Genomic DNA, 13,959 nt, shown 5'->3' on the forward strand with positions numbered 1-13,959 from the left:
TGGTCCCCAGGGGCAAGGGGGCACCGAGGAATCCGGCGATTCCAGCGTCGCCGGACCTGGTGGTTCGGCGCGTCCGCGCATGCCGCCGCCACCGCCGCAGGGGGCGAGCAGGCAAGGGGACAGCGCGGCCGAATCCAGCGCTCAGGCGTCGTCGACCCCCTACACGCAACTGGTCCAGGCGGTATTGCGGCAGTACCAGAGCATTGGCAGCAATGGCAGCAGCATCGCCACGGGCAGCACCTTGAACGTGGCCGCCTGAGCGGAGATCGGCAACCCAGGGCAGGGCGGCCAGCGGCCGTCCGGTCTGCGCTATCACGTTGTACTCGATTCCCTGCGTGCCACCGCCTCCCTTTAGAAGCGAGTACCTTGGCCTAGGGTTGATCGGGCCGGACCTCATCGCCTGCCGCCGCTCCGCGACAAATTCTTTAGATGTTTCAAGATGTTGCCATCACAAGTAGGGCTTGGCCTATCACGAAAACGTTATGATATAACGTCCGACTTCATTGGCTTGGTCGATGCATTGCTTTCGGTAGCGGGCATCGGCGTTTTCGCTCTGCTAAGGACTGTCATGCTTTCATCCCGCACCCTCCGGTCGGCGCTGACCGCTTCGGCGTTGGCGACCCTGGTCGCCTTCGCGCCGACGCTTTCCAGCGCCGAGGAACGCGTCTTCGACGTGGTCGGCCCCTTCGAGATCGGTGGGCTGGATCCGTCGATTTCCGGCTTCGTCTTCCAGCGCATGCAGATCACCGAGACGCTGCTCGAAGCCGATGCCCAGGGCCAGCCAGTTCCTGGCCTGGCAGTGCGCTGGACCGAATCGGCGGATGGCATTACCTGGTGGCTCGCCATTCGCCAGGGGGTGAAATTCCATGACGGCAGCGACCTCACGGCAGAAGCCGCGGCCGCTGCCCTCAATGCGGCGCGGGGCAAGCCCGGGGTGCTCAGGCAGGCGGGCATAGAATCGGTCACTGCCGAGGGCAACGAGGTGGTGATCCGCCTGGCGAAACCCTTCAAGCCCTTGCTGGCGCTGCTGGCGCATTCCTCCACCAATATCCTGGCGCCGGCCGCCTACGACGGCGAAGGCAAGGTACAGCAGATCATCGGCACGGGGCCGTACCAGCTGACCCTGCTGGAACCCCCGCAACGCCTGGCTGCCAAGCGCTTCGCGGGCTACTGGGGCACCCAGCCGGAGATCGCCAGGACCTCCTACCTGGCCGCCGGCCGCGGTGAGACCCGCACCCTGATGGCCGAGAGCGGCGATGCCGAGCTGGTGTTCCAGCTCGACCCGCCCAGCATTGCCCGCCTCAAGCGCTCCAGCAGTCTCAAGGTGCTGATCGAGCCCGTCCCGCGAGTGGTGCTGCTGACCCCCAACTCCGGCGCTGGCGCCACCGCGCCGGTCGAGGTGCGGCAGGCGCTCAGCCTGGCCATCCAGCGTGAGGGCGTCGCCGCCGCCGTGTTGCGCGCCCCGGGGACCGGTGCGACCCAGCTGTTCGCCAAGAACGTGCCCGCCTGGCATGACCCCGAACTGGCGCCGCTCGCCTATGATCCGGCGGCGTCGCGCAAGCTGCTGGCCGGGCAGGGCTGGAGCGCGGGAACCGATGGCATCCTGCAGAAAGACGGCAAGCCGCTCAGGCTCAAGCTGCTGACCTATTCGGATCGTCCCGAGTTGCCGCTGATCGCTACCGCCCTGCAGGCGCAGTTGCGCGAAGTGGGCGTGGACGTGGAAGTCGCGGTGCAGAGCTCCAGCGCCATCCCGGCCGCGTACAACGACGGCTCGCTGCAGCTGGCCCTCTATGGCCGCAACTTCGCCCTGGTGCCGGATCCCCTGGTTACCCTGCTCAATGACTTCGGCCACGGCGGTGCGGAATGGGGGCCGCTGGGCTGGAGGAACCCGGTCTTCGATCAGGCTCTGGCCGCGCTGCTGGCCAGCGACGATCCGGCCGAGCAACAGCGCCAGCGCTATGCCGCCATGGCCCAGGTGCAAAAGGACCTGCCGGTGATCCCGGTGGCCTGGTACCGCCAGACGCTGGTCGTGTCCAATGCCGTCGAAGGCGCCGCCATCGATCCCTTCGAGCGCACCTTTGGCCTGAGCAAGATGCGGTGGAGCCAATGACCCGCCTGCTCGCCTTTCGCCTGCTGCAGGCGGGCCTGGTCGCCCTGCTGGTCGGGGGGCTCACCTTCCTGTTCATGAACCTGCTGCCGGGCGACGCCGCCTACCGCATCGCCGCCGGACGTTATGGCTATGACTTGGTGGATACCGCTGCGGCCGAGGCGGTGCGGGCCGAGCTGAATCTGGATCAGCCCCTGCTGTGGCGCTTCTTTGCCTGGATCGGTGAGCTGCTGACCCTGGATCTCGGCCATTCGCTGGTTTCCGGCAAGCCGGTGATGGATGTCGTCGCCCACGAACTGGGCAGCTCCATCCGCCTGGCCATTGGCGCCGTCTGCCTGTCGCTACTACTGGGGCCGCCGCTGGGGGTGGTGGCCGGTCTGCGGCCGGGCAGCCTGCTGGACCGCGGCCTGCTGCTGTTGACCACCGCAATCCGCGCGCTGCCGCAATTCGTCCTGGGCGTAATCTTCGTACTGTTGTTCGCCATCTCCTGGCAGCTGTTCCCGGCGGCCGGGCACGGCACCTTCTGGCACAGCGTGCTGCCCACGCTGACCCTGGCCCTGGGGCTGGCCGCCGTGTCGTCCCGGGTCGCCCGGGATGCCACCGTGGAGGTATCGGCCTCTGCCTATTACAGCTTCGGCCGCCTCAAGGGCTTGAGAGGCGCCGGGGTCTTCCTGCGCCACGGCCTGCGCAATATCGGCGTGCCGGTGGTGACCTACCTGGGCGTGCAGCTGGTGTATCTCATCGAAGGCGTGGTGGTGGTGGAGACGCTGTTCGCCTGGCCGGGCATCGGTCACGGCCTGGTCCATGCCATCGTCCAGCGCGACGTGCCCATGGTGCAGGGCACCGCCCTGGCGATGGGGCTGCTGTTCGTCATCCTCAATACCCTGGTCGATCTTGCCAACCACCTGATCGATCCGCGCGGGAGAGCCTCATGAATCTCGACGCTACCCTCGCTTCGGCGGCGCCTCCGGTCAAATCTTCCGCGCGCGCGCTTGGCCTGGGTCTGCTGGCGACGCTGATCGCCTTCGCCGTCCTCACCCCGCTGCTCTGGCCGGGCGACATCGCCCGTCAGGACTATGAGGCGATCCTGGCGGGGCCCAGCAGCGCCTATCCGCTGGGTACCGATCACCTGGGCCGCGACATGTTGGCGCGGCTGTCAGTGGCCATCCGCTTCTCGCTGGGGCTGGCCTTCATCAGCGTCTGCACCGCCGCCATCCCGGGCGTGCTGCTGGGCATCCTGGCCGCCTGGAAGGGCGGACTGGTCGACAAGCTGCTGGGCGGCCTGGCCGAGCTGTTCCTGGCCCTGCCCGGCCTGCTGCTGGTGCTGCTGATCGTCGCGGTGTTTCCCGGCTCCTTTGTCGCCCTTTACAGCGCCGTGGCCCTGGTGCTCTGGGTGGAGTACTTCCGCATGACCCGGGCGCTGGCGCGCACCGTACTGGCCTCGCCGGCGGTAGCCGCCAGCGGGCTGCTGGGTTTCGGGCCCGTCTACATCGTCCGCCGACACCTCTGGCCGCAGCTGGCGCCGGTGCTCCTGACCATCGCCGCCTTTGGCGCCGCCTCGACCATCATGGCCATCGCTGCCCTGGGGTTCGTCAGTATCGGGGTACGGCCACCCACTGCCGAGCTGGGGCTGATGATTACCGAGTTGTTGCCCTACTACGCCGAGGCGCCTTTCGTTATTGCTCTGCCGATCCTGGCGATCTTCCTGACCGTGCTCTCGCTGCTGCTCATTACCGGAGGCCGCAAGCCATGACCGCCTTGCTCACGACCACGGCGCTGGAGATCCGCACCGCCGATACCCAGCTGGTGGAACCGCTGTCAATCCGCCTGGCGCCGGGTCAGGTGTTGTCGATCATCGGCGAGACCGGCTCGGGCAAGAGCCTGTTCGCCCAGGGCATCGTCGGCAACCTGCCGGCGGGGCTGCAGGCCCACGGGCAGATCGGCCTGGCGGACGGCTTCAGCGAAGAAGGCCGCCAGGCCGGCCGCCGTAAGCATTGGGGCAGGGGGCTGGCGGTGCTGCCCCAGGAACCCTGGCTGAGCCTGGACCCGACCATGCAGGCACGCTCCCAGGTCGTCGAAACCTATACCCAGGTGGTCGGCCTCAGCCGTGCCGAAGCCCGCGACAAGGCCAGTGCCGATCTGGCGCGCCTGGGCTTGGCCGGCGCCGAGCGCAAGTATCCCTTCCAGCTGTCCGGAGGCATGGCCCAGCGCCTGGCCTTTGCCGCCACCCATGCCGGTGGCTCGCCGGTACTCATCGCCGACGAGCCCACCAAGGGCCTGGATCGCGATCGCATCGACGAGGTGATCGACCTGCTCAGGGCCATGCTGGCCGAGGGCGGCAGCCTGCTCATCATCACCCATGACCTGGAAGTCGCGCGCCGGCTCGGTGGCGAGGTGATGATCATGCTCAAGGGGCGGGTGATCGAATCGGGCCCGGCTGAGCAGGTACTGGGCCAGCCGCGCCATGCCTATACCCGCCAGTTGCTGGCTGCCGATCCCGCGCAATGGTCGAGACGCGCCGCGCGACCGCTCGCCAATGACGCCGTGGTCGCGGTGGAAGGCCTGTCCGCCGAGCGCGGCGGCAAGCAGCTGTTCGAAGAACTGTCCTTTACCGTCCGGCCCGGCGAGATCCTCGGCGTGACCGGGCCGTCTGGCTGCGGCAAGTCGACCCTGGGCGACATCCTGCTCGGCTTGGCCACGCCCAGTAGCGGGGCGATTCGGCGCCAGTCTGGTCTGAGTCGCTGCGCTTTCCAGAAGCTGCACCAGGACCCGGTGGCCGCTTTCGCGCCCTCGGTGACCCTGCGCCAACTGCTGGCGGATTTGGTGCGGCTGCATCGGCTGGATACAGCGCGGATTGGCCGGCTGATGCAGCGCCTGCGCCTCGATGAGCGGCTGTTGGATCGCTTGCCCGGCAACATTTCCGGCGGCGAATTGCAGCGTTTTTCCCTGCTGCGCGTGCTCTTGCTCGATCCGGCGCTGATCTTCGCCGACGAACCCAGCTCGCGGCTGGACCTCATTACCCAGCAGGAGATGATCGAGCTGCTGGTCGAGACTGCCGAGGAATCCGGAACCGCCATCCTCCTGGTCAGCCATGACGAGGACCTGGTGGATGCCGTCGCCGATCGGCGCATCCATCTGGCAGATCCGGCGCTTGCGCGGAGTCTGGTGGATCGGCAATCCCGGTCCAGGGCATTGGAGGTGGCCTCGGCCGCTCATGAATAGGGTTCTGCCGGCATCCCTCGGCGCCGGCTTCACCCTCCCAGCCAAGAGCGCCTCCTGACACCCGGCGGCCGCAGTCGCGGGCTGGGCGTGGCAGATGCGGTTAACAGCGCTGGGCAGCGGGCAGCGGGTAGCCACACCCAGTTTCGAGCGCTCCAGATTCAACTTGGTATTACTTTATTGCGAGTTGCTGGTAATGCGCTTTTGGTCAGTTAGAGAGGGATCTCGGCTGGCGGCACAACCACTGGGCGACTTGATCTAGGTTTTTCGTCGACCTTTGTTTGGCTGGGGCGTCTAATGCGAAGTTTGTAAGTTGCCGCCATTCAACTAAGGCATTCTTATAATACGTCCGCTTTTTATCGTCAGTACTAGTTGGTTGTCAGGGGCTGGTGGCGCTAAAAGCCTTGGCGGCTCAAATGTCCAAATTTGAATTTTGAGTGAAAGAGCGCCGTATTACTTGACGCATGCTGAAAAGAAAAAGCAGCATTATGCATCCCGTGTCGACGTGTCTCTCTTGCGTTCGACTGCGCCAGTCAATTGCAAGGCGGTGTCCGTACAAGAGAACGTTCCAGTAATGAGGTTCATGCGACGACTGATTTCTACACCCTTGGTTGGGCAAGAGTACGAAAGTTTGTTTGGCCCGTTTTGGCAGGGGCCTCAAGTTCTAACGAAGGCTTGAATAAGTTAGGCTGCAACTCCATTTTTTGGCGCAAGGAACTGATGATTCTTATATCCGCAGTCTTTTCTTTCTGGTAGTCGATTCGCCGGCGCCATGACCTGATTTCAGAGCCCGTACTGGGGAGTGCGGGCTCTCTTCAACGCGCATTTCAAAGCCACGCCGGAGCGGCTCTGCTCTCCGGCGCGCGTCTGGCTGCGCGTCTTCAACCACTAGTAGTCGCCGATAATGAATAGGGGAAGTTATGCAAAGCTCGCGTAATCAGAAAGGAGCGATATCCAATACCCATTTGACCAGTTTCAGCCGATTCCTCGGCCGTTGGACGTTTGGGGTAGTGGGCGGCTGTACACTGTTGCTTGGCTGCAAGGCAGCCTTCGCCGAGGGCTTGGTAGACGACAGTAAATTGGTGCTGACGGTACGCAACTTCTACTTCAACAGTGACCGCGCCAACGGACGAGCGAATCAGGAAGACTGGACCCAGGGTTTCCTGCTGGACTATCAATCAGGGTTCACGCCGGGCCCGGTGGGGGTCGGGGTGGATGCCTTCGGCTATCTGGGCCTCAAGCTCGATGCCGGCCCGGGGCGCCGTGGCACCGGTAACTTGCCCGTTCATGCCGGGAATGAGCCGGCTGATGAATATTCCCGTGCCGGTGCTGCGCTGAAGCTGCGGCTGGGCAATACCGTGGCGCGCTATGGTCAACAGGCGCCCACGGCGCCGGTGTTCGCCATCAGCACCAGTCGCCTGTTGCCGCAGACCGCCACGGGGTGGAGTGTGCTCAGTAGCGACGTGGCGGATCTGTTGCTGGAAGCAGGGCATTTCACCTCTTCCACCGACCAGGTCAGCACTAACCGCGATGGCGATCTCTGGGCCGGCTACGCGCGGCAGCGCGCCGATCACATCGATTTCGCCGGTGGCAAGTACAGTCCGGTCAAGGGGGTCAGCCTGTCGCTCTATGCAGCGCAGCTGGATGACATCTGGAACCAGTACTACGGCAACCTGAATCTGGTAAGGGCGCTGTCCAGCACCCAGGCTCTCACCTTCGATGCCAATCTCTATCACACGCGGGATACCGGAGCGGCCAAGGCTGGCCCGATCGACAATACGTCCTATAGCCTGGCCGCTGCCTTCAGCCAGGGACCTCACACCTTCACCCTGGGCTGGCAGCAGATCGATGGGGATACGCCGTTCGACTACGTGGCCCTGGGCGACAACGATCGCCTCGGTGGCGGTATCCTCCTGGGCAACGCCGTGATGCTCTCCGACTTCAATGCCCCTGGCGAACGCTCCTGGCAAGCGCGCTACGATCTCAGCTTCAAGACGCTCGGCGTGCCCGGCCTCAGCCTGATGACCCGCTACCTCGAGGGCTCCGGTATCGATGGCCGCGATCTGCCGGCCAACAGCGCCTATCGTGGGCTCTACGGCGTAGACGATCACGAGCGGGAAGTCGACCTGGAGGGTCGCTACGTCCTGCAAGCGGGAGCGGCCAAAGGGCTGTCGATCCGGGTCCGCCAGGCCTGGCACCACGGCTCGCCGTCCACCGGCGGTTCGGTCAATCAGCTGCGGGTCATCCTCGACTATCCGCTGCAATTGCTCTGACGCTCGCGTAATCCCCAATAGACGCCGCGACCGCTGGCAAGCGGTTCGCGGCCGTCCGTCGTCGCTGGCTTAAGCGGGCCCTGCTGCGCCGATAGCCCTAATAGTCATTTTATTAGGGATAACCCTCATGAGTCTTCGCAGCCTCAACGTCGCGCCCCGCGCCGTGCTGTTCTTTTCCGTCATCGTCCTGATCGTCTTCGCCCTCGGCGGCGTCGCTGTGGTGCAGATGGGCAAGCTTTTCGAGGCGGAGCAGGAAGTGGAGACCAACTGGCTGCCGGGCAACCAGCTGGCGGCGAAGATGGGTAGCGGATTGCTGCGGCTGCGCCTGGAAAGTCTCAGGGCCACCACCACACCGGATCCGCAGCTGCGCGCCCAGACGGTCGCGGCCTTTCCCGGCTATCGCGATGCCTTCTTCACGGCGGTCAAGGACTATGAAAAGACCCTGGCCAACGCTGAAGACCGCCAGTTGTACGGCGCCGTGGTCAAGGGCGCCGAGAGCTACCGGACGCTGCTGGATGCCTTCGAGCCCAAGCTGCGCGCCGGCGATAACGAAGGCGCCATCGTCCTGATCAATACCTCGATCCGTCCGCTCACCAACGCGCTGGAAAAAACCATCGCCGAACTGAGCGCCTTCAACGAGCGCGGTGCCCAGGTTGCGGGGGCCACCTACACCAATGGCCTGTTCTGGGTCTATGGGCTGATCGGTCTGACCATAGCGGCCACCGTCGTGCTTGCGGCTCTGCTGATCCGCAGTATCACCCTGCCGGTGGGCGAAGCCCTGCGCATTGCGCAGCGGATCGCCCGCAAGGACCTTACCGAGCGGATCACCGTGGTCGGGCGCGACGAGGCGGCGGGCATGCTGCAGGCTCTGGCCCAGATGCAGGGCAATCTGCGCGACACCGTTTCCCATCTCGGCGACAGCTCGACCCAGCTGGCCTCCGCCGCGGAAGAGATGACCGCGGTGATCGACGAAGCCAGCCGCGGCTATGTGCGGCAGAACGACGAGGTCAACCAGGCTGCCAGTGCCGTCACCGAGATGAGTTCGGCGGTGGAGGAGGTCGCGCGCAACGCCGCCGATGCGGCCAGCACCTCGTTGCATACCCAGAACCTGACCAGCGACGGCCTGGACAAGGTTACCCGCACGGTGCAGTCGATCGAGGCGCTGGCGCAGAACGTGGCCAGCACCAGCGAGCAGATCCAGGCCCTGTCGTCCCGCGCCCAGGACATCAACGCCGTGGTCGAGGTCATTCGCGCCATCGCCGAGCAGACCAACCTGCTGGCGCTGAACGCCGCCATCGAGGCGGCGCGGGCGGGTGAGCAGGGCCGGGGCTTCGCCGTGGTCGCCGACGAGGTGCGGGCATTGGCCCATCGTACCCAGCAGTCGACTCGCGAGATCGAGCAGATGATCGGCGCCATCCAGAATGATTCTTCCCAGGCCGTCAGGGCCATGGCCGAGAGTCAGCAGCTGGCCGGTGAATCCACCTCGGTCGCCCAGTTGGCCAATGTGTCCCTGGAGCAGATCGCCGAATCCATCTCCCAGATCAACGACCGCAATGCGGTCATCGCCACTGCCGCCGAAGAGCAGGCGCAGGTGGCGCGGGAGATCGATCGCAACATCACCAGCATCCGTGACCTGGCCACCCAGAGCGCGACCGGCGCCACCCAGACCGCCAGCGCCAGCGCCGAGGTCTCCAGGCTGGCCAGCGGATTGAATCGCGTGGTACGCGAATTCGCCGTCTAGGAGGAGGACGTTGGCGCCTTCTCGCCACGCGGCGGCGGGAAGGCGTCCTTGCGACTCACTTCAGGTTCGTCGCGGCAATAGAAAGACTAACAAGGGCTCTGGCGCATTCGCCCGTGCGACTTGCGCTGCGCTGGCACACCTGCTCGCCGCTGGAATGCCCGCCCGACAATCTTTAGTATTCCGTTACATCGCCTCTGGCATCGGGTAGAGAACGAATCGGCGCTTGGCCTGCCTAAACAGTGTCCAATCAACCCGGAGTCCTACCATGAACGCGAAGAAAATCTCTGCCTTGATGTTTGCTGGTCTGATCGCTGCCAGTGGCGCTGCTTTCGCCACCGAAGGTGCAGGCAATCCGCCGAAGGCCAACAGCGCTGGTATGGGCACCCCGGCGGGTCAGAAGACCGGTGAAGGCGCGGGTGCCGCGACCGGCGCCGGCAAGACCACGCTTAACGAGCAAGGCCAGAAGCAACAGCAGTAAGGTCCAGGGGGGCGCTGGCACGTCCGGCGCCCCCCTAAATCTGCGTCTAGAATGGAACTTTGCAGGCCCTTCGTGTCCAAGGGGGCCGAGCGTGTGGGTACAGGGGTCAGATGGTGAGTGCGGAACAGAGCAAGGTTGTCCTGGTCGTCGAGGATGAGCCGCAGATTTTGATGATTCTGGCGGATTATCTTTCCGAACTGGGCTACACCGTCCTGCAGGCGCCCTCGTCACTCGAAGCCTTTCGCATCCTGGCCGGTCGGCCACGTCTGGATCTGCTGATCACCGATTTCCGTCTGCCCGATGACGTCTCTGGCGTGATGATCGCCGAGCCCGCGCTCAAGTTGCGCCCCGATCTCAAGGTGCTCTTCATCAGCGGCTATCCAGCCGAAATCATCGATACCGGCTCGCCGTTGCTGGGCAAGGTCCCCTTGCTGACCAAGCCATTCTCCCTCGAGCGTCTCCACCTGCAGGTGCAGAAGCTGCTCGGCGCCTGATCCGCACCTTCTGCACAGATCGTTTTTCCGCCATGACAGTCTATTGATCAGGCGCGACCAGTCCGGTCGCCTCAGGTTGGGAGACAACGGCGTCCATGGCCATCAAACATTTCAATCATCACGAAGCGATCTCGTCCGCCGTTCCGGCTGAACAGGGTTTCGAAGCGGTCATCGCCGTCAAGGCGCGGCGCGAGGATGCCCATCCGACCTTTCACAAGGTTGCCACCGAACGTCATTTCGATCTGGCCTCCGAGGCGGAGGAGGCGGCCGATGCCGCGCTCAATCGCGTGACGGAGATCGGCGATGACGATGAACTCCTCTGGGACGAGCGGGCCGTCTGATGAAGAGAGACCAGGAGCAGGGCGAAGAACCTCGACAGAATCAGGAGTCCACACCGGAAGATCCGGAGCTGAGTCGCGAAGAGGAGGAGGATGTTGGCGAGAGCCAGTTGCCTCGTGCCGTGGTGCTGCACGAGATCATCCGTACCCAGGGTGATCACGAATTGGAGCGTACCATCGCCGCTCTGTTCTGGTCGGCATTGGCTGCAGGCCTGACCATGGGGCTGTCGCTCATGGCCATGGGCCTGCTCAATGCCAATCTGCCCGAGGGTGGCTTCAGCAAGGTCATCGCCAGCTTCGGCTATTCGGCCGGCTTTCTGGCCGTGATCCTGGCGCGTCAGCAACTGTTCACCGAGAACACCCTAACCGCCGTGTTGCCGGTGATGAGCGAGCCTACGCTGCACAATTTTGGTCGACTGGCGCGGCTGTGGAGCATCGTTCTGGTTGGCAACCTGCTCGGTACCATCCTGGTGGCCTATGTGGTCCTGCACCTGCCACTGTTCGACGCCAAGACCGATGCGAAATTTCTCGAGATCGGCACCCATGTCATGGAGAACGACGCCTCGGCCATGTTCGCCAAAGGCATAGTGTCTGGCTGGATGATCGCAACCATGGTCTGGATGCTGCCCGCAGCGGAAAACGCCAGGATCTGGATCATCGTGCTCATCACCTATCTGATGGCTTTGGGCGACTTTACCCACATCGTGGTAGGCAGTGTGGAGGTGGCCTATCTGGTGTTCGCTGGAGAGGCGAGCTGGGGAGACTTCCTGCTGACCTTCGCCGGGCCGACCCTGGCCGGCAACATCGTCGGCGGCAGTCTGATCTTCGCGCTGATCAGCCACGCCCAGGTGCGCAGCGACACCTGAACGCAAAAGGGCCGGCAAATTGCCGGCCCTTCGCTATGATCAGGCAGCTGCCGTAATCACTCGTCGTCGTTGAGCTGACCCATGGCGGTGGTGTTGAAGCCGCCGTCGACATAGAGGATCTCGCCGCTGATGCCCGACGCCAGGTCAGAGCAGAGGAAGGCACCGGCGTTGCCGACTTCGTCGATGGTCACGTTGCGACGCAAGGGCGTCTGTCGCTCGTTGGCGGCCAGCATCTTGCGGAAGCTCTTGATGCCCGAGGCGGCCAGGGTGCGGATGGGGCCGGCGGACACGGCGTTGACGCGGGTGCCTTCCGGGCCGAGGCTGCCGGCCAGGTAACGGACGCCGGCTTCGAGGCTGGCCTTGGCCATGCCCATGACGTTGTAGTTCGGCATGGTGCGCTCGGCGCCCAGGTAGGACAGGGTCAGCAGGCTGCCATTGCGGCCGCGCATCATCTCGCGACCGGCCTTGGCCAGGGCAACGAAGCTGTAGGCACTGATGTCGTGGGCGATCTTGAAGCCGTCACGGGTGGTCACGGCGGTGAAGTCGCCGTCCAGCTGGTCGCCGGGGGCGAAGCCGACCGAGTGGACGATGCAATCCAGGCCATCCCACTTCTCAGCCAGCGCGGCGAACACGGCTTCGATCTGGGCGTCGTCGGCGACGTCGCAGGGGAAGCACAGCTCGGGATTGGAACCCCAGCCGGCGGCGAATTCTTCGACGCGACCCTTGAGCTTCTCGTTCTGGTAGGTGAAGGCCAGCTCGGCGCCTTCGCGGTGCATGGCCGCGGCGATGCCGGAGGCAATGGACAGCTTGCTGGCGACGCCGACGATGAGAACGCGCTTACCGGCGAGAAATCCCATGGTTTTTTCCTCTTCTGTGTTTAATCCCGGGCAGCAGCCAGGGGCTGAGGTCCGGGTTGGGCAGGGCTCTGCGCAGGTCAGAGCGAAATCTTGGCCTGGCTCCGCTAGGGGTCAGGCACGGGTGGGGCGGTAAGGTAGCAGGTCGATACCCGGGACAAAAGCGCTGGTTGACCGCTGCGGTGCGCGGTCGCGCCTCAGTTGAGGAACAGCGTCAGGGTCTGACCGGGGGTCAGGGCGGAAGCGCTGCGCGGATTCCAGTCCTGCAGCGCCTGCACGCCGATGTTGTAGCGCTTGGCGATCTGATAGAGGGAATCGCCGGCCTTGACCCGATAATAGGTGGGGGCGGCCTTGGCCGTCTTTACCGCCGGCTTGGTGGTCTTGACGGTATAGGAGGCAGGCATCGCCACGGCGGTGGCGGTGCTGCTGCCCGTGCCATGCAGCTTCAGCGTCTCTCCGACCTTCAGGCCGCGCTTGCCGAGATCGTTCCAGCGCTTGAGGTCACCCAGTTCCACCTCGTTGGCCCGGGCGATGGACCAGAGGCTGTCGCCGGTCCGCACCCGGTAGGTGCGCACCACGGGTTCTTCGGCCACGGCGATGGTTTCCAGGGGCGTCGTGGTCTTGCCGGTTTCGCGCCGCGGGATCATCAATTCCCGGCCAGCGGACAGGCGGCTGCTGCTGCTGAGCTTGTTGAGCGCGGCGAGTTGCTCGACGCTCACGCGATTGCGCTTGGCCACGCTGCGCATGGTATCGCCGCGGCGCACCTGGTATTCCTGCCACTGCACCACGGCATCGGAGGCGATGTTGGGCAGGGTCGCGACCAGGCGCTTGGCCTTTTCCGCCGGCACCAGCAGATGCTTGGGGCCGTCCATGGTCACACGCTGCGTGTAGGCGGGATTCAGGCGATAGAGTTCGTTGGCATCCAGGTCCGCCAGTTCCGCCACCCGGGCCAGATCCAGGTGCTGCTTGATGTCCACGACTTCGAAGTAGGGCTCGTCCGGGATGGATTCCAGGGCCAGGCCGTAGGCGTCCGGATTGCGCACGATCTGGGAGACGGCGAGGAGCTTGGGGACGTAGTCCTGGGTTTCCGGCGGCAGCGACGACAGATTCCAGTAGTCGGTGGGCAGGCCGAGCGACTGGTTGCGCTCGATGGCGCGGCTGACCGTGCCTTCGCCGGCATTGTAGGCGGCCAGGGCCAGCAGCCAGTCGCCACCGAACATGTCGTGCAGCTTGCTCAGGTAGTCCAGGGCGGCGTTGGTCGAGGCAGTGATGTCGCGGCGACCGTCATAGAAGCGAGTCTGGCGCAGATTGAAATACTTGCCGGTGGTGGGGATGAACTGCCACAGGCCGGAGGCGGCGCTGCGCGAGAGGGCGTTGGGATTGAAAGAACTTTCCACCACCGGCAGCAGGGCCAGTTCCAGCGGCATGTTGCGCTCTTCCAGGCGTTCGACTATGTAATGCAGATAGGGCGCGCCGCGGCTGCAGGACTGCGCGAGGGCGGCTTCGTGGCTGGCGTACCAGAGGCGCTGACGATCGATGCGCGGGTTGGTACCGTTGTCACCGGCGCCCTGCAGCTGATAGCCGTCCCG

At 64.7% G+C, this 13,959-nt stretch carries 13 protein-coding genes; 11 read left to right on the forward strand and 2 right to left on the reverse strand.

What is annotated here, in order from left to right; translation table 11 throughout:
• From GSQ95_RS08760 to GSQ95_RS08810, 11 genes are all read left to right on the forward strand, one after another.
• Window positions 1-259, forward strand: a 259-nt coding sequence (locus tag GSQ95_RS08760; RefSeq protein ID WP_218580200.1) for a hypothetical protein, incomplete at its 5' end; no start/stop codon positions are given.
• Window positions 260-568: 309 nt separating this feature from the next.
• Window positions 569-2,110: an ABC transporter substrate-binding protein gene (locus GSQ95_RS08765; protein ID WP_158895773.1), complete on the forward strand. Its 1,542-nt coding sequence runs from the start codon at window positions 569-571 to the stop codon at window positions 2,108-2,110.
• Window positions 2,107-3,042, forward strand: coding sequence for an ABC transporter permease (locus GSQ95_RS08770; protein WP_158895775.1), 936 nt, complete (start codon window positions 2,107-2,109; stop codon window positions 3,040-3,042). The genes GSQ95_RS08765 and GSQ95_RS08770 overlap by 4 nt, the downstream gene beginning before the upstream one ends.
• Window positions 3,039-3,860 carry an ABC transporter permease gene (locus tag GSQ95_RS08775; RefSeq protein WP_158895777.1) on the forward strand — a complete coding sequence of 274 codons (822 nt, stop codon included), beginning with the start codon at window positions 3,039-3,041 and terminating at the stop codon, window positions 3,858-3,860. Before GSQ95_RS08770 ends, GSQ95_RS08775 begins: the two co-directional genes overlap by 4 nt.
• Complete coding sequence (locus GSQ95_RS08780; protein WP_256664510.1) at window positions 3,857-5,329, forward strand: ABC transporter ATP-binding protein; 1,473 nt, start codon at window positions 3,857-3,859, stop codon at window positions 5,327-5,329. Before GSQ95_RS08775 ends, GSQ95_RS08780 begins: the two co-directional genes overlap by 4 nt.
• A 917-nt stretch (window positions 5,330-6,246) precedes the next feature.
• Complete coding sequence (locus tag GSQ95_RS08785) at window positions 6,247-7,599, forward strand: OprD family porin (RefSeq protein ID WP_158895779.1); 1,353 nt, start codon at window positions 6,247-6,249, stop codon at window positions 7,597-7,599.
• Between the two features lie 127 nt (window positions 7,600-7,726).
• Complete coding sequence (locus tag GSQ95_RS08790; protein ID WP_158895781.1) at window positions 7,727-9,340, forward strand: methyl-accepting chemotaxis protein; 1,614 nt, start codon at window positions 7,727-7,729, stop codon at window positions 9,338-9,340.
• A gap of 265 nt (window positions 9,341-9,605) precedes the next feature.
• Window positions 9,606-9,818 carry a hypothetical protein gene (locus GSQ95_RS08795; RefSeq protein ID WP_037007037.1) on the forward strand — a complete coding sequence of 71 codons (213 nt, stop codon included), beginning with the start codon at window positions 9,606-9,608 and terminating at the stop codon, window positions 9,816-9,818.
• Between the two features lie 110 nt (window positions 9,819-9,928).
• Window positions 9,929-10,312 (forward strand): response regulator, encoded by a 384-nt coding sequence (locus GSQ95_RS08800; RefSeq protein ID WP_085982650.1) that lies wholly within the window; start codon window positions 9,929-9,931, stop codon window positions 10,310-10,312.
• A 95-nt stretch (window positions 10,313-10,407) separates the two neighbouring features.
• Window positions 10,408-10,653 carry a hypothetical protein gene (locus tag GSQ95_RS08805; protein WP_133861670.1) on the forward strand — a complete coding sequence of 82 codons (246 nt, stop codon included), beginning with the start codon at window positions 10,408-10,410 and terminating at the stop codon, window positions 10,651-10,653.
• Window positions 10,653-11,516, forward strand: coding sequence for a formate/nitrite transporter family protein (locus GSQ95_RS08810; protein ID WP_158895783.1), 864 nt, complete (start codon window positions 10,653-10,655; stop codon window positions 11,514-11,516). Before GSQ95_RS08805 ends, GSQ95_RS08810 begins: the two co-directional genes overlap by 1 nt.
• A gap of 56 nt (window positions 11,517-11,572) precedes the next feature.
• On the opposite strand, the gene fabI is transcribed toward GSQ95_RS08810, so the two are convergent.
• Together fabI and GSQ95_RS08820 are read right to left on the reverse strand one after the other, a co-directional pair.
• Window positions 11,573-12,373 carry an enoyl-ACP reductase FabI gene (fabI, locus tag GSQ95_RS08815; protein WP_158895785.1) on the reverse strand — a complete coding sequence of 267 codons (801 nt, stop codon included), beginning with the start codon at window positions 12,371-12,373 and terminating at the stop codon, window positions 11,573-11,575.
• A gap of 194 nt (window positions 12,374-12,567) precedes the next feature.
• Window positions 12,568-13,959, reverse strand: a 1,392-nt coding sequence (locus tag GSQ95_RS08820; protein ID WP_158973775.1) for a LysM peptidoglycan-binding domain-containing protein, incomplete at its 5' end; no start/stop codon positions are given.

The sequence above is a fragment of the Pseudomonas sp. BAV 4579 genome, assembly GCF_009765395.1.
GTDB classification, from domain to species: Bacteria; Pseudomonadota; Gammaproteobacteria; order Pseudomonadales; family Pseudomonadaceae; genus Chryseomonas; species Chryseomonas aestiva.